Raw genomic sequence first — 22,078 nt, 5'->3', positions numbered from 1 at the left:
TTATGAACAGTCTCTCTCTTGTCCTGCCCGCGGCGCTTCCGCGGGCAAAGGGACCGGCGCATCTTTATCTTGCGCTTTTCCCTTCCGTCCTGATGCTCCTGATCTTTTTTGCGCTTCCAATGGGCATGATGATCGGGCTCAGTTTTACCGATCCCGCATCCGGCCTGCCTTCGCTTGCAAGTTACCAACGCTTCTTGACCGATGGTCTGTCGCTGCCGGGTATCTTTCGCACGGTTGTGATGTCGCTTTGTGTGGCGGTCTGCGTCACGGTGCTTGGCTATCCCGTGGCCTATTATCTGGCGCGGGCACGGGGAAGGACGCGAGCGCTGGTCTTTGCTCTGGCGCTGGCACCCGAGCTCGCCGGTGTCGTTCTTCGCACCTATGGCTGGCTGATCATTCTCGAGGATCGCGGCTTCATCAATGATGCGCTCTTGCATCTCGGGCTGATTGCCTCTCCCCTGCCCCTGTCGAAGAACATGTTTGCCGTGGTTGTTGGGCTGACCCATGTGGTGCTGCCTTTCGGCATTCTGTCCTTGATGACCAGTATCCAGGGGATAGATCCCAATCTGGAACGGGCAGCCCAGGTGCTGGGTGCATCACGGATCAGCGTCATGCGCCATGTGGTCTTACCGCTTTCCGTGCCCGGTATCATCAGCTCGCTTCTCATCGCCTTCACCATGGCCGCGAGTGCCTATGCCACCCCTGCCCTTCTGGGTGGCGCGGGGTTCAAGGTGCTCGCGACGATGATCGCCGAACAGGTGCTGTTTTATGTCAACTGGCCGTTTGCGGCCGTGATGGCCAATGCCCTCTTTCTCATGATGCTCGGGGTTTCCTTTCTCGGGATCCGCTTCGAGGCACGTCGTCGCATGAGGCTGAGTGGCCGGGGAGGTGCTGCGTGATGAACCGTGTTTCCGGTCTTCTGTTCTGGGTATCGCTTGTTGCGGTCCTCGTCTTCATCACCATGCCGATCATCGTGGTTCTCGCTGCATCCTTCAGCCCGACCTCCGAGGTGACGCTCAATCCGCTCAACTGGACGCTTCGCTGGTATGGGGATCTCATGCATCCACGTTGGCTCGAGCCCTTCTGGCTCAGCGTCAAGATTGCCGTGATCGTCAGTGTGATCAGCGGATTGGCAGGACTGATGGCGGCCTATGCCATTGTCTTCGAGCGCTTTCCGAAAAGCGATGTCGTCATGTCCTTCCTGCTATCGCCGCTTTCGGTGCCGCAGATCGTCAAGGGTGTTGCGGTCGTCCTGTTCATCTCGCAACTGGGCCTGCAGCAATTCCTTGGGACGGAAGCTTTGATTGCCGCCCATGTCGTTCTGACCCTGCCATTTGTCACGCGCATGGTCGCCGGTTCGATCGCCAATTTCGATCGGGGGCTCGACCAGGCGGCCCAGATCCTAGGGGCCGGTCGTTTTGATCGGTTGCGCTATATCCTGCTGCCGCTGATCAAACCGGGGCTTTTGTCCGGTGTCACCTTCGCCTTCATCATCTCCTTCAACAACATTCCACTGTCCGTCTTCCTTGTGCGGCCGGGTGACACCACGCTGCCGATCAAGGTGATCAACCATCTTGAATACAGCCTCGATCCGGTCATGGCGGCCGTCAATGTCGCCTCGATGATCTTCATTCTGGCGGCAATCTTCATCTTTGAAAAAATCGGCGGTTTTTCCGCCCAACTCCATGGTGGAAGCAAATGACCCCACTCGATATCGAACTTCAGTCGGTCAGCAAGTCCTATGGCGCAGTGCCCGTCGTGCGTGATCTCAGTCTGTCCGTCCCGCGCGGCGAATTTGTCAGCATTCTTGGACCCTCCGGTTGCGGCAAGACGACGACACTCAACATGATTGCCGGTTTCGCCACACCGTCTTCCGGTGACATCAGGATCCGCGGCAAGAGCCAGGTGCGGGTTTCGCCCGAGCACCGCAATATCGGTCTCGTCTTCCAGAACTATGCGCTCTTCCCGCATATGACGGTCTCGGAGAATGTTGGCTTCGGCCTCAAGATGCGCAAGGTGCCGAAAGAGGAGATCGCAGGCCGGATCACGGATGCGCTTGAAAGCGTTCATCTGTCGGGATTTGCCGAGCGTTATCCGCGCGAGCTCTCCGGTGGCCAGCAGCAACGGGTGGCTCTGGCCCGCGCAATTGCGCCACGTCCCTCCGTCCTCCTCCTTGATGAGCCGCTTTCCAATCTTGACCTTAAACTCCGTGAAGCCATGCGCATCGAGCTGAAGGAAATCCAGGCAGAGCTTGGCATGACCTTTGTCTATGTCACCCATGACCAGGAAGAGGCCATGGCGATGTCCGACCGCATCATCGTCATGTGGGGTGGCGAGATTGCCCAGGAAGGACGACCGGGCGAGATCTATCGCAATCCGAAGTCGCGCTTCGTGGCCGATTTTATCGGACGATCGAACCTTATTCCCTATTCCTCCTGGAAAACGACCGGGCGCGGCACGGAGGTGATGCTGGCCGATAGCGGGATCTCGCTGGTCTCAGCGGCGAAAAAGGTGACACCGGAGACGGGCTTTGTCTGCATTCGCCCCGAACATCTGCATCTTTCAACTGCGGCCGGGGGTGGACCGAACCGGCTTGCCGGACGCCTGAGGCGGGTCGTCGATCTCGGGGCTCAATTGGAGCTTTCTGTGGAACTCGCTCCTGATCTGCTGATCACATTTGTCTGCAGCGCCTCTCAAGGTCTCGCACTGCCGGCACCTGGCGGTGAGCTCTGGCTATCGGTGGCGCCGGAGGATGTCCGGCTGCTTTCGTCCTGAAGGCTTGAGCGATCGGCCGCGCCTATCAATGGCGGCCGATCGCTATTGGAGCGCCGGGCAAGGACGGACTTAAGGTTTGGCAACGGCTGGATGCCGTATCGGTTGAGGGCTTCCTCGCCGCATCTCAAGGAGACAGGACCATGATGCTCAAGGAAAAGATCCACGCGACGCAAAACTCCACCAATGTCTGCGCTGAGGTCGAGGGATTCGATTTTCAGAACTATGATGACCGGGATATCGCCGAGCTGCGCCGGCTTTGGCTTGAATATGGTGTGCTGCGGTTCAAACAAACGCACATCTCCGACGGCGATCAGGTGCGTTTCTCGCGGCATTTCGGTGACTTTGTCATTCACCCCAAGCAATTGCAGGAAGGCGGGCACCCCACCCATCCGGAAATCCTGGTGATTTCCAACCAGATGAAGGACGGCAAGCCGAGCGGTGCGCTCGGCAATAGCGAGGCCACCTGGCATACCGACACCTGGTTCTATGAGCGTCCGCCGGCCGGCGCCATCCTGCGGGCCATCCAGGTCCCGCCTTCAGGTGGAGACACTTACTTCCTCTCCACCTATCTCGCCTATGAGAGCTTGCCCGAGGCGCTTAAGAAGGCCGTGACCGGCCGACAGATCTTCTTCCAGAATGTCTATGACAAGACCGGCAAGCTTCGGCTCAACAAGCAGGAGCCGAAGTCAAAGGACTTCCGCGAATGGGATGGTGTCGTTCATCCGCTTGTCCGCACCCATGGCGAAACCGGCCGCAAGGCGCTTTATCTCGGCGGCACGATCGAGGGCGCCTGGATCGTCGGCATGCCGCAGGACGAGAGCTTCGGCCTGTTGCAAGAGCTTTGGGAGCACACGACCGGCCAGAGCGACATCTTCGTCCAGTCTTGGGAGGAAGGCGATATCATGATGTGGGACAATCGCTGCACCATGCATCGCCGTGACGGCTTCGATCCCAACACCATCCGCATCATGCATCGCACGACCACGTCGGGCGAACGTCCGGTCTGAGTGGCCAAGTCTAAGTGGGGCGGGAATGCGAGAGCAGGAGAAGACGATGCGAACAGACTATCAGGTCGAGCCCAACCAGCCTCCTTTGTCGAAGGCGCTCACTGACCTGCTCTCGCAGACCGAAACCGCCACGATCGGCCATGTCGAACATTTGGGTTTCGTCGGAGACGGCATCTTGCCGATCACGCCGGCACGGGTGTCGGGCCAGGCTTTGACGGTTGCAGCACCGGGTCGCGATGGTGCTGTGATCTACAGGGCCATTGATCTCATTCAGCCCGGCGACATCATTGTCATTTCCCGGGTCGACCGGGATGACATTGCCTGTGTCGGCGGCGGTGTTGCGCTTGCCGCTCAGGCGCGGGGAGCTGCGGGCATCATCATCGACGGTCCGGCAACCGATCTTGAGGAAATCATCGCGGTCGGTTTGCCCGTCTGGTGCCGTGGTCGATCATCACGGACCACCAATCGCAAGATCACGGTGGGTGGTTCGATCAATGTGCCGATAGCCTGTGGCGCTACCGCTGTCCTGCCAGGTTATGCCGTGCTCGCCGATCACGAAGGGGTATTCGTGGCCGAGCGGCAGCGCATGGAGGCGCTCGCCTGCTTTGCCATCGAGCGACAGAAGCGTTCACTCCGATTGCGGGCTCACCTGGCTGACGGCCTTTCGATCTTTGATTTTGAAAGTGAACCAGTTTCATGAACATCGCACTCATCCAGATGAATTCCCAGCCGGATCGTTCGGCCAATCTCGCCCAGGCTCTGCGTTTGATGCGCGACGCCTGTGCTGGGTCAAAGCCTGATCTCCTGGTCTTGCCGGAGCATTTCGACTGGACCGGTGGGACGCCGGATGAGAAGCGACAGGCGGCTGATCTGGTGCCCGGTGGTGAGGCCTATGAAATGGTTCGGACCTTTGCCCGCGAGGGCGGTGTCGCCATTCATGCCGGCAGCCTGTTGGAGCGCCGTCCCGATGCGAGTACGATTTTCAACACTTCTGTGGTCTTTGATGCCTCAGGGACGGAGATTGGCCGCTATCGCAAGATCCATCTCTTCGACATCACGGCACCAGATGGCAAAGTCTATGCTGAGTCAGCCGTGGTCGCAGCGGGAGATGGGCTGCTTGTCTATGAGATAGGTGGGTTCAGGGTCGGTTGCGCGATCTGTTATGATCTACGCTTTTCTCGGCTGTTTGATCATCTGGCAGGGTTGGATGTCGATCTGATCATCCTCCCAGCCGCCTTCACGCAGCAGACCGGCAGAGATCACTGGGAGGTCTTGTGCCGAGCGAGGGCGATCGAATTTCAGTCTTACTTCCTGGCTTGTGGCCAGTGTGGCAGCTACCGCGCTCCCAACGGAGAGGAGCGCTTGATGTACGGGCATTCCATGGTGGTCGATCCCTGGGGACGTGTGATTGCAACGGCGGATCGGGAGGTCGGCGTGATTAATGCTGTACTCGACCGGGCAGTGGTCGACAGGGTGCGTGAGATGATCCCCATGGCCAAACATCGGCGGGATCTCAAGTCGATGTCGGTCGTGTCTACTTCGATGGATCGATCGTAGGCCGTCGGGTTGAAGCGGACAGGGGCAGATTCGATTTGCCAATCGAGCTGGTCGTTGCGCCTCGAGCGGTGCCACGTCGGATGCGAATTACTGCCCGGCATCGGCGGAGGGTGATCGAGCCCGAATGCCGTGCGAGCTTAGGTCAGCCTTATCCATAGCCTTTACTGTATGGGTGGCTTTCATCGGCGCCTGTTTCCTTGTGGCCGGCACCCTTGTTGCTATCATGGATTGATGACCATTCGCAGATTCGTTCGTTTTGCCGCCTGGACGGGGTTGGCCCTCATCGTCTTCGTCACATTGGTACCGATTGAGGCGAGACCACCCACCATCACCTCGAACAATCTCGATCGTGCACTCGCTTTTCTCGGTATGTCGGCATTGTTTGTCATCGCCTATCCGCGCCGGGTCCTTTCCATAACCGTCGTGCTTTTCTTCGCCGCGTTCGTGATCGAGCTGGTTCAGTTCGCCTCCAAGACGCGACACCCTGAGTTTCAAGATGCCGTGGTCAAGGCGCTCGGTGTGCTTGTCGGGGTCGCTGCCGGCTGGTTCACCAACTACCTGTCGCGCAGGGGTGCGAAGTCGCCTTAGTCTGGCAGCGTGACGCGGGGCGGACAATTGTCACCCTTGAGCCCAGCATGATGTCCGGGGACCAAGCGAACCGGATCAAGTGAGAGATTGGCTCGATGTCGACACGATCAGTCTACGAACTCGTTTGGTTGGAGCCTTGCTTGTGGATGCGCGTTTTTCGTTGTCGCACTCTCTCGTTACGGCTCCTATCCACCTCCTGCACCCTTTGATGCTGATACCACGCCCGATTTCAGTTTGCGCACGGCAACCATCGACGCGAAGGATAAAGAGTGAGCATAGTTTCTGAGAATCCCCCTTTTGGCATTGCCTTGCGGATCTTGTCCGGTTGTCTCTTTGCCGGCATGTCGATCTGCATAAAGGCGATATCGACCGAGGTACCCGTCGGAGAAATCGTCTTCTTTCGCTCTGCGTTTGCACTGATCCCTCTTGTGATCTTTTTATGGATCCGCGGTGAGTTTCCGCATGGTCTCTCGACAAGGCGACCTCTGGGACATCTTCTTCGCTCAAGCCTGGGTGCCGCCGCCATGTTTGCGTCATTCGCTTCGATTGCGAGACTACCCCTCGCTGAAGCAACGCTGCTCAGCTACCTGTCGCCGACATTCACCAGCATCGCGGGCGTTCTCCTGTTGTCGGAACGGGTGACGGTCTGGCGCGTCGGCGGTGTCGTTCTAGGGCTCGCAGGCGTTCTCATCCTGGTTTGGCCTGAAATGGGAAACACGAGTTTCAGCGGCGACCGGCTATGGGGATATGTCTTTGGACTGCTGATGGGTGTACTGACTGCTTTTGCGCTGATCATGGTGCGCAGTCTCAGCCGGACAGAGAATCCGGGCGCAATCGCCTTTTACTTCGTCATCGCGTCCATGCTCGGCGGCATTGCATCCATTCCTTTTGGCTGGATGGCGCCGGACATGTATCAGCTCATCATGCTTGTTCTTGCGGGGCTGTTCGGAGGTTTTGCGCATATCGCCATGACGTTGGCGTTCCGGCACGCGGAGGCTTCGTTGCTCGCGCCTTTCGAGTATCTTGCAATCACCTGGCCGATACTCGCCGACATGCTCTTGTTCGATGTGGCGTTGTCCCACGCTTTTCTGAGCGCGCTTCCGCTTGTTCTCGGCGGTGCGGCGATGGCCGCAGTCGACGGCCGGCGGCGACGTGTTCCAAACGTAGTGGATACACCCGGCCGAAATGCCTGACGATCGCCAAAGTGGACCGGTCCTCAATGCGATCTTCTTCAAAGCCGAAGATGAACACTCAGGGCTTTCATTGTGCGGCTTACGAAGAGAAATGGCAGCCCAATCTTCTAAAAGGGAAGCTCGACGGTTTCACGGATCCTCTTTGCTCCCTCGATGAGGATCGACTTGAGCCGCTCTGCGTCCTGTGCCGGTAGCATGCCCGCCCCGGTTCGAATGGCGTCCTGCGATGCGGAGCCGCGCTCCCAAGCTTGCATGTAGACGAGCGCCAGATCGGCAGATCGCCGAGTCTGCAGCAGGGCGTCGAAGAGCAGACCAGCTTGACGAATGTCCTTGTTGCGTTTCATCAGGCCTTGTTCGTTCGTGTGCCGTCGACTGGCAACGATGAGCTTATGGACCGCATACCGCGACGGATCAGGGACAACGACCGGGATCCCGCTGCGGTGTAGCAGCATTGTCCTGACCGGATCGCGGATCAGGAAATCGAGAAAACGTAAGGGATCCGCGCTGGCGCCACCGAGGGCCGGAATCCTTGCCGGCTGGTCGATGTCATCGTCCGAACCACGGTTAGACGTCAGGAACTCAACCCGGTAACCCCCGGCATTTTGGAACGCCGTCGAAGCAGCAGATCCTGAACGATGGGAGACTGGTCGGAAGCTGGGGTCCACATCCTGTAGCAGCTCGACTAACGGAGGCAGGCTATCTTCTACTTCACGGCTGATGGCGTAGTCTTGGGCAATATCTGCGTCCCCAGTTAAGATTGCTGCCATGGGGAGACGGATTCCCAGCAGCCCTGAATAGCACTGAAAGGCCACCGTCCCGATAAGCACGCCTCTCAGCCGAAAAAGGCCAGCCTCGGCAAGGGCCCCGACTATGTCACCGGACATGGCATCGGGGGCGATCATTCCACCCTCACGCGTCAAGGTGTTGACCAGGCGCCTCCGGGCGCGCAAATCGTCCTTGTCCCGCTTATGATCTGCTACGCGCTGAGATAGAACGGGGTCATCGGCCGGACCGACATATCGGCGTTTCGTGCCACCATGACCGTCTGGGATGTCGAAGTACCAGTATTTGCGCCCCTTGATGTTCGCCGGGGTGAACCGGCCCGTTGAAGGAAAATCGGCTGTCCAAGCGGCGTCAAACGAGCGCTGGTCCAGCTCCGCAAGCATCGTTTGGTACATGAGGTCTATCGACTTCATGGCCTTGCTCCACCGGTTATACTGTTTTTCAAAAACAGTATAACCGGTGCTTGGACGAGGTCAAGTTGGCTGCAGTGGTGGGCTTCAGGACGCGGCAGCGATCGCATCGAAACGCCAGAGGCGAGGTCCCTCCTCTGACCCGTTCCCAGAGTATCAGCTCTAAACGAGGCGATGTCCGGTTGTCGGATCGAAGAGGTGAAGGTCGTCGGAAGCGACATCGAAACCGAGCAGTTCGTCTTGCCTGACGCGTAGCGAGGCCGGCACGGACACGCAGAGTTCATTTGAGCCAATGTTCAGCGTCAAGAGCCGCGTTTCTCCATGAAACTCATTGCGCTCGACCCGTCCTCTGATTTGACCATGATCACCACTCAGACGAAGCGCACCGGGCCTGATGCCGACGGTGACCGGGCCGGGTCTGACTTGAACAGGTGTGGGCAGAGCGATGTGATCATCAACGAGTTTCTCACCGGCCGTATCGAGCGACAGGAAGTTCATGTTCGGCGTGCCGATGAAGCCGGCCGCAAACACAGTGGCCGGCTTCTGGTAGATTTCGTCCGGCGTTCCCATCTGTTCGATCCTGCCGTCCTTCATCAGGACGATCCGGTCGGCAAGCGTCATCGCCTCAAGCTGATCATGGGTGACATAGATGCTGGTTGTCTTCAGATCGCGGTGCAGACGGGCGATTTCGACGCGCAGGCTGCCCCGCAGTTTGGCATCAAGGTTGGAGAGCGGCTCGTCGAACAGGAAGACCTCGGGCGTCTTGATCATGGCACGCGCAATTGCCACGCGCTGTTGCTGGCCGCCTGACAGTTCCGTCGGTTTGCGGGCGAGATAGACGCCGAGCCCCAGCGCCTCGACGACCGGTGAGAGGCGCTGTTCAATGGCGGCCTTGGGCGTGCCTGCCCGCTCAAGCCCGAAGGTGATGTTCTCGCGCACGCTCATATGCGGATATAGGGCATAATTCTGGAAGACCATGGCGATGCCGCGGTCGCCAGGATCGCGGTCATTCATCCGCTCGCCACCGATGAAGAGATCACCGCCGGAGATGTCTTCGAGGCCGGCAATCATGCGCAGCATGGTGGACTTTCCGCAGCCGGATGGGCCGAGGAAGACCACGAATTCATGATCATCGATCTTCAGATCGAAGTCGCGCATGACTTCCAGCGCGCCATAGACTTTGCGGATAGCCCGGCATTCGACAGTGGCCATCACTTGCCCTCCCCGTCCACGATGATCTGCAACTTCACATCTTCCGGCCGGCCTTCTGCTGCACGCTCGAAGGCTTCAATCGATTGCTCGAACCCATAGGTGCCGGATACCAGGGGCTTGAGATCAACCTTGCCGGCGGCGATCAAGGCCAGCGCCCGGTCAAAGACATTGGCGTAACGGAAGACGGTCTCGATGCGGCATTCGCGAAAGCAGGCGGCTGCAAGGTCGACGGCGACAGGTTCGGGCGGCAAGCCGACAAGCACCACCGTGCCGCCCGGTCGAACCAGTTTGAACAGGTCCTTGATGGCGCCAGCCGCGCCAGAGCATTCAAAGACGATATCCGCACCCCAGCCGTCCGTTTCCTTGTTGACCGTTTCGACGAGGTCGACCTGCTTGAGGTTGACCCCGGTGATGCCGCCATAGCTTTCGGCAAGCTTCAGCTTGGTTTCGGAGAGATCCGAAATCAGCACGCGCGAACAGCCACCGGCAAGAGCCGCAAGTGCGACCATGATGCCGATCGTGCCGCAGCCGGTCACCACGGCTGTGTCGCCTGGGGTGATCTTTGCGCGGGCTGCGGCCTGCATGCCAACCGCAAAGGGTTCGACCATCGCGCCTTCCGCAAAGGAGACGTTGTCCGGCAGCTTGTAGGTGAAGCTTGCCGGGTGAACCGTCTCAGGTGTTAGCACCCCGTGCACCGGGGGCGTTGCCCAGAACGTCACGGCCGGATCGACATTATAGAGGCCAAGCCGCGAGGCGCGTGATTTTGCGTCGGGAATGCCGGGCTCCATGCAGACGCGGTCACCGGGCTTCAGATGGGCGACATTGGTGCCCACTTCTGTGACCGTCCCAGCCGCCTCATGGCCGAGCACCATGGGCTCGTTGACGATGAAATCGCCGATGCGGCCATGGGTATAGTAGTGAACGTCGCTGCCGCAGACGCCAACGGTGTGGATGCGAATGCGGACGTCGTCCGGGCCCATCTCCTGGGGTAGATCGATGTCGCGCAGTGAGAGTTCGCCGACACGCTCGAGGACAAGTGCTTTCATGGGATTATCAACCTTGATCGGATTTCTTGGAAAAAGCGGCATTGAGGCCACCGGCCAGGACCCCGAGCAGGATCAGGGGTGGCAGGGACAAAAGGACGACGGCAGCGTTCAAGATGCCCCAAGGCACGTTCATGCCGAGCTGCGACATCTCCGAGGCGATGATTGGCAAGGTCTTGGCCTTTGAGGTCGTGAGCATCATCGCGAGCAGGAACTCATTCCAGACGAGCACGAAAGAAAAGGCGATGGCGCCAAAGACCTGGAAGCGTGCGATGGGCAGCGCGATGCGGAAGAAGGTGGCGTAAGGACCCAGACCATCGACGCGGGCGGCCTCTTCCACATGCAGGCTGACACGTTCGAATGCCGGCACAGACAGCCAGATGGTGATCGAGGCCGTCACGATCAGATAGGTCACGATCAGCGACAGGCGGGTATCGTAGAGATCGAGCCCAAGCCAGATGACCAGCATGGGAATGGCAATCGCAACCGGTGGCAGGAAGCGCAGCGACAGGACGAAGAACTGTGCTTCCGCGGTGATCCGGTTCTTGAAGCGGGCGATGACATAGGCGGCTGGAACACCGATCACGGCGCCGAGCACGACTGCACTCGAGCAGATGATCAGCGAATTGACGAGGGCACGGGCGACTGATCGGCGGTTGAGCACATAAGCCATATTGTCCCACACCGGCTGAAAGAACAGCTTCGGCGTCGAGACCAGGAGGTCGGCATTGGTCTTGAAGGCGTTGAGCAAGGTCCACAGAAGCGGCAGCACGACGAGCGCTGCGGCCAGAACCAGAAGCAGCCTGAGCAGAAGGGTCGAGAACTTCATCGGTTCAGCCTCTTCCAGGTAAAGGTGAAGGTGACGATGGTCAGCACCATCATGATGACGGCCATGGAGGAGGCGTAGGAGATCTTGCCGGCTTCGATGAAGCCTTGCGAATAGGCATACATGTCGAGTGTCTCGGTGGAGATGCCGGGGCCGCCACGGGTCATGACATAGACGAGGTCGAAGGAACGCAGGCTCTCGATCGCCTTGACGAGAAGCAGGCTGATCAATGGCGCTTTCAGCATGGGTAGGGTGACGAAACGATGGATCTCGAAACGGGTGGCGCGGTCGATGCGCGCAGCTTCCAAAGGCTGCGGCGGCAGGGATTCGAGGAGCTTCAGGATGATCACGGCAAAGAACAGGCCCCACTGCCAGACATCGACAAAGGCAACGGCGAGAAGCGCGCCAAGCGGCGTCGACAGGATATCCGGCGTGACGCCGGTGATCTCGCGCACCGGCCATGTCAGCGCGCCGTAAAGCGGGTGGAAGGCAAACTTCCAGACGAAGGCTGCGCAAACACGCGGCAGGAGAACGGGAATGATGAAGAGCACGCAAAGGACGTTGCGCGCCCTGGGGCTTGCCGCTTCGAACATGGCAATACCGAGAGCGAGCCCCGTCACCATGGTCGCGGTGACGCTGATGATCTCCCATTTGAACGACACCCAAAGCGCATTCAAGAAGCGGGCATCGGAAAACAGAGCCAGATAATTGGCGAACCAGACATAGTCTGCCTCGGGTGCAGAAAGGGTCCGGTTCTGAAGCGATATGTTGATCGCATAGATCGTCGGCACCAGGGCCAAGATGATCAAGATGCCCAGGGTCGGGCCCAAGAAGACATAAGGCAGCGAGCGGCCGCGGCGCATGGCAGATCCTTTGATGGAAAAAAGGGGCGCGTCGGGGGACGCGCCCGAGTTGGCTGCTTGGGGGGCCTTAAAGTTTGGCGGCGAAGGCTTCCAGTTCGTCAAGCGTCGCCTTGATATCGGTGCGGCTGCCGGTGATCAGCTCTTCGAGCATGATGCCCCACTGATTGCCTAGCTCCTGCCAGCGCGGATCCTGCCAGAATGTGACGGTGGTCTTCTCACCGGTCGCAGCCATTGCGTCGGCGAGGTTCTGACCAAATGTCGTCGCATATTCCGGGCTCTGATAGGTGCTGGTGCGCGTCAACTCGCCCGGCTGGCCGGCGGCAAGGCGACGGGCCTCCTGCTCCTTGGAGGTTGCCCAGGCAACGAAAAGACCGGCGCAGGCCTTTTCCTCATCCGTGGCATTGGCCTTGGAGGCGATCGCAAAGCCATGAGCGTAACCGCCACCCGGCAGCGGCGATGGCGGAACCGAGAAGGCGACCTTGTCTGCGACCTGGCTCTGCGCCTTGTCGACCGACATGCCGCCAAGGGGTGCGGATTCGATGATGATCGCGACCTTGCCGGAACGGAAGGCGCCGGTCGATTCATCCCAGGAGCCGGTCTGCGTGCCTGGAGCCGAATATTTGAAGAGTTCCAGATAGGTCTCGGTCGCCTTCACGGCTGCATCCGAGTTGAAGGCTGGCTTGCCATCCTTGAACCACTCGCCACCATTGGCCTTGAAGAAGGGCATCCAGCGCCAGACATTGGCGCCCGAGCCGCGCTGGCCGCGAAGTGCTGTGCCATAGACACCATTTGCCGGATCATGCAGCTTCTGGACGGCTGCGAAATATTCGTCCCAGGTCTTGGGCGGCTCGATGCCTGCCTTTTCGAGAAGATCAGTGCGATAGACCATCAGGTCGCCGCCGCCCTGGACGGGCGCAAACCACTGCTTGCCGTCATAGGTGGCTGCCGCCCGCATGCCCGCGTCGAAGTCGTTGTAGTCGTATTCGGCCGGGTAGAAGCCATCAAGGGGCACGATCCAGCCCGATGACGCAAACAGCGCCAGATTGGCTTCGTCGACATAATAGACGTCGAAGCTGCCAACGGTTGATGCGTCGGCCTGCGACTTGGCGCGGCGATCGTTTTCGTTGAGATAGCTGATCTCGAAGCCGGCACCGGAAAGCGCCTCGAACTCGTCGACATAGTCTTCGAGAAGCGTCAGACCGTCGCGCGGCTGCGCCAGGATGCGGACGTCATCCGTGCATTGTGCGGCGGCAAAAGCGTTCGAGGCGGCAAGTAGGGCGATGACCGCGCAGCCTGCGCGGAGAGCATTCAGTGTCATGATTTCCTCCCTTGATGGCAACTCCCTTGCCATCGACGGGGGCACTTTTGCCGAAGAGGACGGTGCGAACTAGTTGGACTTCGACGCAGAAATGATACTATTTTGACATTTGTGCAGCACAACATGGACACTTGCATGCCTATTGCACCAGATTTTCCGCAGTCTCCCTCCGAGACCTTCACCGCCACCCGCGAGCAGATCGTGCTCCCCGGAGGCGCCTCCTATCTCATCCGCCGCGACGATTACCCCAATCCAATCTGCATCTGGAATTATCATCCCGAATGGGAGATCCATTTCATTCCAGACGCCAGTGGCTTTGCCTATGTCGGCGACTATATCGGCCCCTTTCGGCCTGGACATCTGATGCTGACCGGCACCAATCTGCCGCACAACTGGATTACCCCCGGTGCTCCGCCGCTCCCCGGTCGCGACATGGTCCTGCAGTTTGATGCCGATGCCTTGATTGGCGTGCGGGCCGTCTGTCCCGAATTCGACGTCCTTCACCGGCTTAAACCGCTTGCGCAGCGTGGGATAGAAATTCTGGGCAAGGAAGCCAGATTGATTGGCCACATGATCCTTGAGCTCCATGCGGTCGGCCATCGGGGCGGACTGGGCCTTTTCCTCGAGATCCTGGAGGCAATCGATGCAGCACCTGAAAAGCGTCTGCTGGCTAGTGAACATTTCATCTCGATCTACAATCAGGTGTCGGATCGAAGACATCGGCGCATCGACCAGGCCATTCAGATTCTCCAATCGGATCCTGGCGCGCAAATGCACGAGGTGGCGCAAAAAGTCGGTTTCGAGCCTTCCGCTTTCTCGCGCGCCTTTCGTCGCCTGACCGGCATGAATTTTTCCGACTACAGTCGCTCCGTTCGGGTCTGGCGGGCACGAACGCTTCTGAGCGAGACCCAGACATCTATTACCGATATCTGCTTCGAAGCCGGCTTCAACAATCTGTCGAATTTCAACCGCACCTTCCGTTTTGAAACGGGGCTCACGCCGCGTGCCTATCGAAAGGCGGCAAGGATCAGGGCGAAGTCGCTTCTTTGATCTTCAATCTGGGCGCGAGCTCATTCGATGTGTTGACCGACGTCAGATGACGCTGGAGCTTCAGCGTTCTTCGCCAAGTCTTTGCCAAGACTTCGCCTTTGAAACCTCCGGGGTCCGCTATCATCCGCTCCTGTCGCGGTCAAAACGCATTCGGGAGGAACTAGTCACATGCCTGCCAATCAGGTCGTTTCACATCTCACCTCAAATTTGCGGTTCAGCCCGCATCGGACCGAGCCCGTTGTGCTTGACGAAACTCAGATTGCCGCAAGTGGCGCAGGCTTGTCGGTGGCGGAAGTGCATGCCGCGCTGGATCAGGCCTGGACGGATCTCCAAAACGGGCGAGCGCTCGGGCACAAGTCCGTACTGTCGCTTCCCGAGGACGAATTCTGGCAGGACGCCGGTCTTGAAACCCGACCCGTGGAGTTTGCAGGTGAGAGGCTCGGTTGGAAACTCTCCTGTCTCTATGGGGCAAACCCCAATTTTGCCGGGGTCAAGGTCATCGGCGCCAATGCCTTCAACCGGCTTTTGGGCCTTCGGCGCTCGCGATCAACCTATATTCTCATGGAGAAACTCACCATGCAGCCGCTCGCAATCGTCGATGCGACTGCGCTTTCGGCGGCGCGCACAGGCGCATATGCATCAAAGGTGCTTGGCCTTTGTCCGATCGAAACAGACGGTATCACTGTGTTCCTGTTCGGCGCGGGGCCAATCGCCATGGCAATTCTTACTTCACTCGCCGAACGTGCAGCGCCTCGCATTGCCCGCGTCTATCTCAAGGCTCTGAGATTCGAGAGCGCAACAGCGCTTGTGGCATCGCTGTCAGCAACCCTGCCCTTTGATCTCGTCGCGGTCGAAGACAATCGCGTTCTTTCTGACGCCGATTTTGTGGTCACAGCCACCAATTCCGACAAGCCCGTTTTCGAGGATGATGAGCTCAGGCGTGACGCCTGTCTTCTTCATCTGGGAGGCGATGAGGTGCCGGTTAAGACTTTGCGGCGGGTCCTGCGGCAAGGTCAGGTCGGCTGTGACGATCTGGAGACGGTCTCCCGACGGAACTCGCAGAGCCTTGCCCTGCAGTTCTCGAGGACCGGCTCTTCGCTCGAGGCACTCGGGCCCCATCTTGGCATTCTAGAGCTATCAAAGACATCAGACTGGCATCTTCAGCCAGGTACGCCGCTTTCTGTCACCTGTGTGGGACTGCCGGTGCTTGACCTTTATGTGGTGGCAGCGCTGTTTCAGAAGTATCGCGCAAATTTTCAGACTGCGTGATGGATAATTGCGCATCAGATCTGGCTTGAAAGGCAGGACATCATGTCAGCCATGACAGAACGCCTTGCAAGACATGCGCTTCAAATCGATGTCGAGGCCAGCGACGCGCAGCTGAAAGAGATCGCGCTTTGCTGCGTGCTTGATCTTGTGACGGCCGCAATTGCTGGAGCTGGGACAACATCACCGCATGCAGCCCTTGGTCTCATCGACATGCATGGCACGGGGGATGCGCCTGTCTGGTTTGACGATCGCCAATCTTCCCTCTCGCTTGCCTTGCTGCATAACGGTCTTTGCGCCTCCTGCCTCGACTTGGATGACGGCAATCGGGCAGCCCGCGGCCATCCTGGTGCCAGCGTCATTCCAACCGTGCTGACCCTTGGCGCAAGTCTGCCAGAGGTCTGGGGATCGGCGATCCTGTCGGCGCTCATCGCCGGATATGATGTCGGGATTCGGATTGCAGCCTCGCAACGGCCAGACGCCATCGCCACCCGTCAGACCGGCCGGTGGGCAGCCTTTGCAGCTTGTGCAGCTGCCGGGCGCCTTCTTGGGGTCTCGCACAGGGTTCTGTCGGAGGGGCTGGCGATTGCCGGCGTTCTGGCTCCGAACCAGCGCGCCAATGGCAGTTCCGGTTATTCCAGCGCGACCGGCAATCTGGTCAAGGAGGGGATCGCGTTTAGCGCACGGACCGGGCTTGAGGCGCTTTTCCTGGCACAGCGTGGCTTTACCGGTCCAATCGACCTCCTTGATCATGACCGCTTTTATGACCAGGATCGGCTGATGGCTGATCTTGGTCATCGGTTCGAGATCTTGGACACCTATTTCAAGCCCTATGCCTGTTGTCGCTACATTCATCCAGCTCTTGATGCGCTGAGCCAATTGATGCACGGCCATGGTGTCGTCGCCGATGACATCGAACGGATGGACGTTTACACTTTCTCTCAGGCGCTGCGACTGGCCAACAGCTGCGCGCCTCAAACACTGGTCGGTCTGCAATACAGCCTTCCGTTCTGTCTGGCGGTTCTGGCCGTCGAGGGCGAAGAGGCATTCCTGCCTGTCTCGGAGAATCTGCTCTTTCGCAAGGATCTGGTGCGGTTGGCTGAGAGGGTCATTCTCTCCATCGACGAGGAGGCGGAGGCACGTTTCCCCCGCGAGACCATGGCCAAACTACGGCTCACCTTGAGATCCGGCAGGAAGCTTTCGAGTGCATTGACGGCGCCCAGGGGTGATCCCAGGGAACCGATGGACCGCGCGTATCTGACATTGAAGCTTCGTTCGGTGCTCACCAATCGCGGTATCTCCGAGCTATACAGCCGCGCAATTGACGCCGTTGAATGTCTCGGCAGAGGCAATCCATCACCTGTCTTCGCGTTGCTGAGTGCCAGCCTCAAGCGGACGTGACCAGTGCAACCGGAGGGGAGGCTGGATTCGCAAACATTGGCAAATTGCGATCATTGTCACAGGCTGGCCGGCGGTCTAACCTTGGTGTCGCAGCATGCTCGACAGATGTTTCAAGCTATTGGGGGCTCTTGAGGACGACCATGGCCAAGCGCGCGCAAAAGACCGATGAACAGAAGGGCGATGAGGTTCTTCGCCGCCTGCTCAATACGCCCCCCGAGCCAAAGACCGGCAAGACGGTCTTGCCAGAATCCGACGGCCATAGCGAAAATGCCCAACCACTCGAAAACAGAGCACATTAGGCTTCGGGCCGGCCATCCTCCATCGGGTCTCGTCGACTACTTCATGACATTGTCGATACGCTCCGTCATGTGACAGGCGGATCTGTAGCTGACGTCAAGCATGCGGTGCAGCTGATTGGCATTCATGCGGTAGCGGTAGGCGCCCATGAGATGGGCGGCGAGAACCCATTTGTGCAAAGGGATGTTGGAGCCTTCCAGCACGGTTCCCACGGTGACCGAAAAAGGCTTGCGACATTCCTTACACTTGTAGAGGCCGGGCCGGGTCGACTTGCCGGCAAATTTCATGATCCGGAACTTGTCGCCATTGCCGCAATGCGGACAGATCGGACCTTTTGGCCAACGGAGCTTTTCCAGGTGTTGGCGTGCTGTCTCGGGATCGTTGTAGAGATCAATCGTAAGGTCAAACATCCGCTGTGTTCCGGCCTAGAGATATCCGCGCTGGTCATCAGGTCCCGCCAGCACTGCGGCGGCAGGTTGTCGTAATACACCGTCCCCGAAGGTCGGCAGAAAATCAAGTTCGTCGTCTGATATCGGCAGCGCGGTCCGGGCGCTCTTGAGATCGCGGACCTCAATACTGACAATGTGCCGCTCACCCGTACCGGACCGTCTGGCCGGTCAGCCTGTGTCCAGCCCCAAGAACTTTCGCCTTTGCCTGATGGCGGCACCGAGATTGCCTGTGTATGTGAACCTCGATCAACTCCTGATTTTGATGACCAGAGAGGAAGATTTGCTGCGAGACAATCCGGCCCTTACCGACCGGGAAAGATGGACGCGAAATCGCAGGGCTCGAAACGATCGGTAAGTTTTCGGCTGCCACTGACATCGAAGAACGGGTCTCGATTTTGGTATCGAGCCTATTTGTCCCGTTCGATATCATGGGCCAGATGGGTGGAAAGTCTCATCTTTGGCGACTTCCCCTGCCCTGCCCTCCCCTCCTCCCCTGCCTTGTCCTTGCATGGCACGTCCTCAACGAGCGAACCCCAGAGATTGCTTTGCGCCACGCTGTGGTGAACCGATGCGCGGTTATTGCCGTCATCATAAGGCTAGCTGCATGAGGCGATTTGTCCTCGGACGACAAAACTTCGAGCCTCTCCCTTTTTGCAGATGCGAAACATGTATGCGCCAAGCGCTAGACGTCCTCAAGCGCTTGGCGGTCATGCCGGACACGATCCGCCTCGTCTATCTTGTTTTCATTTCTGCAATCCAGGAGCCACACCGTGTAAGAGCACCCCATCAGATACAACCAGCCGACCGTCTTTGTAGACATGGCGGATCCTGGAAATGTTGTGCGGCTCTGCGATGACGATATCGGCTCGTCTCCCGACTTCGAGCAGTCCTCTATCGGCGAAAAGCTCGGGAAAGACACGGGCGACGTTTCCCGTGGCAAGTGCAACAACCTGCGGCAGGCTCCAGCCGTTTTTTCTCGTTGTCCGGTGAAGCGCAGAGCCGATGCTATCCCAGTCGCCGCCGGCATAATCCGTGGACAGGGTATCGATGAGACCTGCATCGACAAGCGCGTCGAGATTGTCAGGTTGGTTTCGAAACCGGGTATCGATCATGTCGAGGGTCGAGACGTCGATTGTAACACCAAGCGCTTTCAGCTCTCGCGCATAGGTGCATGCCTCCTCTGGCAGGAAAGACGGATGATTGGCATGGGCTGCCACCATCCGGGCCTTCGGATAGGCCTTGGCGAGGGCTATCAGTGTCGTCGCGGTTGGCAAGGCATGATGAAAGATCGCCGGTAGCTGCAATTGTGCTGATGCCGCGGCGATCTCTTCAAGACCAAGCCTTGCGCAGTGGACGGGGGCGAGCACCTTCATGCGCAGGAGGTTGCCGAGCGCGCGGGAGGTGAGATCGATCGCGTGCTCATCGAGCAGTTCATGAAGTGCTGCCTCGCTGATCCTCATCTTGCCATCGAGGTTTCGCCCAAGCACCGCTTCTTTCAATTGGCGTGCCAGATGTGCAGAGATCCTGACCCCCGTCCTTTCTTCGATGGCATCAGGGATAAAACGATAATCCTGGGCACCACCGCCGAGTGTTTGCCCGCCACCAGCTTCGCCAAGCACCCTGCAACCCCTTGAAACAAGCTCCTCGAGCCGGGCTGATCGATGACGTGGTGTGAGCCCTTGCCCATCGATCTGGTCGGCTGCTGCAAGGCTATGCGGTGTATGAGCACTCGTCATGTGGATGTCGAGCGCATGGGGCTCGAGCGCTCCGTCTCGTTCTTCCGACAGGGCGAGCCCGCAGACATTGATGAGTGATGTCGTTCCCGACAGGAGATGCCGATTACGTTGATATCTGACGTCATCGAGTGAAAGAGGTAGAGAGCCGCTCGGCATGGACGGGCCTGCGATCGTGGCATGGGCATGACCATTGATGAAGCCTGGCAGCATCAGATACCCCTTGGTCGAAACGACGGTCTCGCCATTGCTCGCTTCGATCGGCGCTTGTGTGATTTCGACGATCATGCCGTCTCGGATCCGTATCGATGCGCTCTCAAGATGCGTCTTGCCATCGCCGGTAATCAGGCTGCCTCCTTCAAGGACAAGCTGTGATCCGGAGCGGTTCTGTATGCGGGTCATGATGTATCCCTCTCAAGGTCGGGATCTGTTCGATCAAGCGCATAGCCGTAGCCGCGCACCGTGCGGATGAGGTCGGGCTCGCCATGGGCGGTCAGTTGACGTCTGAGATGCCCGATATGGATATTGACGGTGCGGGTATCGACAAAAACGCCAGGGGGCCAGGCTTGCGCAATCAGGCTCTCACGCGAAAACACCCGGCCGGGCTCAAGCATGAGGGTCGACAGCAGTTCGAACTCAATGCCCGTCAATCGAATTTCGCGGCGCTGCCGCCAGACTTTGCGAGCGGCAAGGTCGAGCTTGATGTCGGCAAAAACCAGGCCGTTGCGATCATTGACGCGCATCTGACCCGCAAAGCGTCGAATGGCCTTCAGGAGAAAGGCAGGGTCAAGTGGACGGCGAATGCTGTGAACGCGGCCCTTCTGCCGATGCTCTAATTGGGAGCATGCCCGGTCATCAGCGCTCAGAACCAGAATGGTCAAGCCTTCTTCTGGCATGGCATGCAAAAGCGATTCAAGCAGCCAGTCCGCTTCCGGAAGCTGACAGTCGACAAGGGCGATCACCGACGCCTGGCTAACGATGTGGTCAAAGCCTTCGCTTGCCGATGTGGCACAGATTGCCGTCATGCCTTCGCTTCCGAGACTGTGTCTCAGAAAGAGCGAAAGTTCCGTTGCTGCCGTGCAGACAACAACCAGCGGTGCGCTCTCCCGCGCATCTGGATGCAGGTTTTGCATGAGCAGGCCTCGTGCTTGGATTCTATGCCCGCACGTCGAAGATGCCATGACCTGCAACAAGGTTCAAACGGCAAGTCTCGGATCTAGATGAAGAATTATTGCGGCTGACAAGGCGGGTCACCCTAGCAGATTTGTCACTTGGCAAGCTGAACAGAATTGATCTCAATGACAGGCCTGCCCGCTCCGGTTGAGATCGTCAGATGACCCGAACGGCGCTATGGGGTCTCGCGACCGTGGCGAGACAGACATGGAGTGCCAAACGCATGCCGACATCGTCAATGTCTTCTTTCCCGGCAAGGCAGGATAAGCGCCGCAAAGCCGAAGTCTTGTTCTTGAGCCTCTCCGATCGGGCTGGACAGCGCATATTGAAGATCCTTCAGGCCGAATACCAAATCCGCTCAGTCGAGACGATCGAGCAATTGCGGCAAACGCTTCTCACAAAAGGGATCGATCTTCTCATTCTGGATCGCTCGGCGGACCCTTGCGATGATGTCGTTCAGTTCTGCCGGGACATTCGCCTGACCAGCTCGGTCGCCATCATCTTAATGGTCGGCTCAGACGATCCCAATCTTCGCATCGAAGCACTTGAGGCGGGCGCCGACGATTGTTTTTCGCAAAAGCTGGGCTTGCGGGAGATCAAGGCACGTGTCGCCAGTCTCTTGCGTCGGGCAGCCTTTGGTGCCGCCGCACTCTCGACAAGCCGGGTCCTGTTCTTCGACGGGTGGTCTATCGACCCCCATAGGCGGTCCTTGACCGATCCGACCGGCCGCCTGGTCGATTTGACGGCGGCGGAGTTCGATCTGCTATGGGCCTTTTGCCGCAACAGCGGCAAGACCCTGTCGCGCCAGACGCTTCTCACCTTGACGAGAGTGGGGGCTGCGCGTCCGGTCGATCGCAGCATCGATGTCCATATCAACCGGCTTCGAAGCAAGATTGAAGTCGACCCACACCGGCCAATGCTTTTGCGGACGGTTCGACTTGGCGGCTACATCTTCACGCCTGCAGTCGAGGTCGAATTGCTGCCGACAAGAAAGCGCGCGCAAGGGCAAAGGCCAGGGCAAGGGGCCAGTCAGAACCAGGATCATTGAGAATCGGATCGGTCAAAAACATGACATGCGCGAAGTCCAGCTTCGCTATCCAAGCGGTTCTCCGTTGCCGGTACAGACCGCGCATT

General features: G+C 58.7%; 22 protein-coding genes. 13 read left to right on the top strand and 9 right to left on the bottom strand.

The window, feature by feature from the left end; translation table 11 throughout:
* Positions 1-2 precede the first annotated feature (2 nt).
* The 8 genes from D4A92_RS22565 (at position 3) to D4A92_RS22530 (ending at position 7,120) form a co-directional block, all read left to right on the top strand.
* Complete coding sequence (locus D4A92_RS22565; protein WP_203020831.1) at positions 3-899, top strand: ABC transporter permease; 897 nt, start codon at positions 3-5, stop codon at positions 897-899.
* Complete coding sequence (locus tag D4A92_RS22560; protein WP_203020830.1) at positions 899-1,702, top strand: ABC transporter permease; 804 nt, start codon at positions 899-901, stop codon at positions 1,700-1,702. The genes D4A92_RS22565 and D4A92_RS22560 overlap by 1 nt, the downstream gene beginning before the upstream one ends.
* On the top strand, positions 1,699-2,775 hold the full coding sequence (locus D4A92_RS22555) for an ABC transporter ATP-binding protein (RefSeq protein WP_203020829.1): 1,077 nt from the start codon (positions 1,699-1,701) through the stop codon (positions 2,773-2,775). Before D4A92_RS22560 ends, D4A92_RS22555 begins: the two co-directional genes overlap by 4 nt.
* Before the next feature lie 140 nt (positions 2,776-2,915).
* Positions 2,916-3,782, top strand: coding sequence for a TauD/TfdA dioxygenase family protein (locus tag D4A92_RS22550; protein WP_203020828.1), 867 nt, complete (start codon positions 2,916-2,918; stop codon positions 3,780-3,782).
* A 46-nt stretch (positions 3,783-3,828) separates the two neighbouring features.
* Positions 3,829-4,482: an RraA family protein gene (locus D4A92_RS22545; protein ID WP_203020826.1), complete on the top strand. Its 654-nt coding sequence runs from the start codon at positions 3,829-3,831 to the stop codon at positions 4,480-4,482.
* On the top strand, positions 4,479-5,339 hold the full coding sequence (locus tag D4A92_RS22540; protein ID WP_203020824.1) for a carbon-nitrogen hydrolase family protein: 861 nt from the start codon (positions 4,479-4,481) through the stop codon (positions 5,337-5,339). Before D4A92_RS22545 ends, D4A92_RS22540 begins: the two co-directional genes overlap by 4 nt.
* 231 nt (positions 5,340-5,570) lie before the next feature.
* Positions 5,571-5,927 (top strand): VanZ family protein, encoded by a 357-nt coding sequence (locus tag D4A92_RS22535; protein WP_203020822.1) that lies wholly within the window; start codon positions 5,571-5,573, stop codon positions 5,925-5,927.
* Between the two features lie 269 nt (positions 5,928-6,196).
* Positions 6,197-7,120 carry a DMT family transporter gene (locus tag D4A92_RS22530; protein WP_203020820.1) on the top strand — a complete coding sequence of 308 codons (924 nt, stop codon included), beginning with the start codon at positions 6,197-6,199 and terminating at the stop codon, positions 7,118-7,120.
* 107 nt (positions 7,121-7,227) lie between these two features.
* Here the strand turns inward: D4A92_RS22530 and D4A92_RS22525 are convergent, their stop codons facing one another.
* The 6 genes from D4A92_RS22525 to D4A92_RS22500 form a co-directional block, all read right to left on the bottom strand.
* Positions 7,228-8,316 carry a nucleotidyltransferase family protein gene (locus D4A92_RS22525; RefSeq protein WP_203020818.1) on the bottom strand — a complete coding sequence of 363 codons (1,089 nt, stop codon included), beginning with the start codon at positions 8,314-8,316 and terminating at the stop codon, positions 7,228-7,230.
* 159 nt (positions 8,317-8,475) lie between these two features.
* Positions 8,476-9,525, bottom strand: coding sequence for an ABC transporter ATP-binding protein (locus D4A92_RS22520; RefSeq protein WP_203020817.1), 1,050 nt, complete (start codon positions 9,523-9,525; stop codon positions 8,476-8,478).
* Positions 9,525-10,571 (bottom strand): NAD(P)-dependent alcohol dehydrogenase, encoded by a 1,047-nt coding sequence (locus D4A92_RS22515; RefSeq protein ID WP_203020815.1) that lies wholly within the window; start codon positions 10,569-10,571, stop codon positions 9,525-9,527. Before D4A92_RS22515 ends, D4A92_RS22520 begins: the two co-directional genes overlap by 1 nt.
* Before the next feature lie 7 nt (positions 10,572-10,578).
* On the bottom strand, positions 10,579-11,397 hold the full coding sequence (locus D4A92_RS22510) for a carbohydrate ABC transporter permease (RefSeq protein WP_203020812.1): 819 nt from the start codon (positions 11,395-11,397) through the stop codon (positions 10,579-10,581).
* Complete coding sequence (locus tag D4A92_RS22505; RefSeq protein WP_203020810.1) at positions 11,394-12,257, bottom strand: carbohydrate ABC transporter permease; 864 nt, start codon at positions 12,255-12,257, stop codon at positions 11,394-11,396. The genes D4A92_RS22510 and D4A92_RS22505 overlap by 4 nt, the downstream gene beginning before the upstream one ends.
* 67 nt (positions 12,258-12,324) lie before the next feature.
* Positions 12,325-13,575 (bottom strand): ABC transporter substrate-binding protein, encoded by a 1,251-nt coding sequence (locus D4A92_RS22500; RefSeq protein ID WP_203020808.1) that lies wholly within the window; start codon positions 13,573-13,575, stop codon positions 12,325-12,327.
* 135 nt (positions 13,576-13,710) lie between these two features.
* Here D4A92_RS22500 and D4A92_RS22495 point away from each other — a divergent pair, with 135 nt between their 5' ends.
* From D4A92_RS22495 to D4A92_RS22480, 4 genes are all read left to right on the top strand, one after another.
* Positions 13,711-14,625 carry an AraC family transcriptional regulator gene (locus tag D4A92_RS22495; protein WP_203020806.1) on the top strand — a complete coding sequence of 305 codons (915 nt, stop codon included), beginning with the start codon at positions 13,711-13,713 and terminating at the stop codon, positions 14,623-14,625.
* 240 nt (positions 14,626-14,865) lie between these two features.
* Entirely contained in the window at positions 14,866-15,894 is a 1,029-nt protein-coding gene (locus D4A92_RS22490) for an ornithine cyclodeaminase (protein WP_246754159.1), read from the top strand.
* Positions 15,895-15,945: 51 nt separating this feature from the next.
* Positions 15,946-17,292 (top strand): MmgE/PrpD family protein, encoded by a 1,347-nt coding sequence (locus D4A92_RS22485; RefSeq protein WP_246754158.1) that lies wholly within the window; start codon positions 15,946-15,948, stop codon positions 17,290-17,292.
* A 140-nt stretch (positions 17,293-17,432) separates the two neighbouring features.
* Positions 17,433-17,591, top strand: a complete 159-nt coding sequence (locus D4A92_RS22480) for a hypothetical protein (RefSeq protein WP_203020800.1) — start codon at positions 17,433-17,435, stop codon at positions 17,589-17,591.
* Positions 17,592-17,627: 36 nt separating this feature from the next.
* On the opposite strand, the gene D4A92_RS22475 is transcribed toward D4A92_RS22480, so the two are convergent.
* The 3 genes from D4A92_RS22475 to D4A92_RS22465 all read right to left on the bottom strand — a co-directional run bounded on the left by D4A92_RS22475 (position 17,628) and on the right by D4A92_RS22465 (position 20,952).
* Positions 17,628-17,999 (bottom strand): transposase, encoded by a 372-nt coding sequence (locus D4A92_RS22475; protein ID WP_203020798.1) that lies wholly within the window; start codon positions 17,997-17,999, stop codon positions 17,628-17,630.
* 782 nt (positions 18,000-18,781) lie between these two features.
* Positions 18,782-20,173 carry an amidohydrolase family protein gene (locus D4A92_RS22470; protein ID WP_203020796.1) on the bottom strand — a complete coding sequence of 464 codons (1,392 nt, stop codon included), beginning with the start codon at positions 20,171-20,173 and terminating at the stop codon, positions 18,782-18,784.
* Positions 20,170-20,952 (bottom strand): winged helix-turn-helix transcriptional regulator, encoded by a 783-nt coding sequence (locus tag D4A92_RS22465; protein ID WP_203020793.1) that lies wholly within the window; start codon positions 20,950-20,952, stop codon positions 20,170-20,172. The genes D4A92_RS22470 and D4A92_RS22465 overlap by 4 nt, the downstream gene beginning before the upstream one ends.
* Positions 20,953-21,167: 215 nt before the next feature.
* Between D4A92_RS22465 and D4A92_RS22460 the strand changes: the two genes are divergently transcribed.
* Complete coding sequence (locus D4A92_RS22460) at positions 21,168-21,992, top strand: response regulator transcription factor (RefSeq protein ID WP_203020790.1); 825 nt, start codon at positions 21,168-21,170, stop codon at positions 21,990-21,992.
* The last annotated feature ends 86 nt before the right edge of the window (positions 21,993-22,078 follow it).

The sequence above is a fragment of the Rhizobium rosettiformans genome, assembly GCF_016806065.1.
In the GTDB taxonomy this organism is placed as follows: domain Bacteria; phylum Pseudomonadota; class Alphaproteobacteria; order Rhizobiales; family Rhizobiaceae; genus Allorhizobium.
The sequence above is the reverse complement of the archived record's forward strand: the minus strand, read 5'-3'. Positions and strand labels throughout refer to the sequence as shown.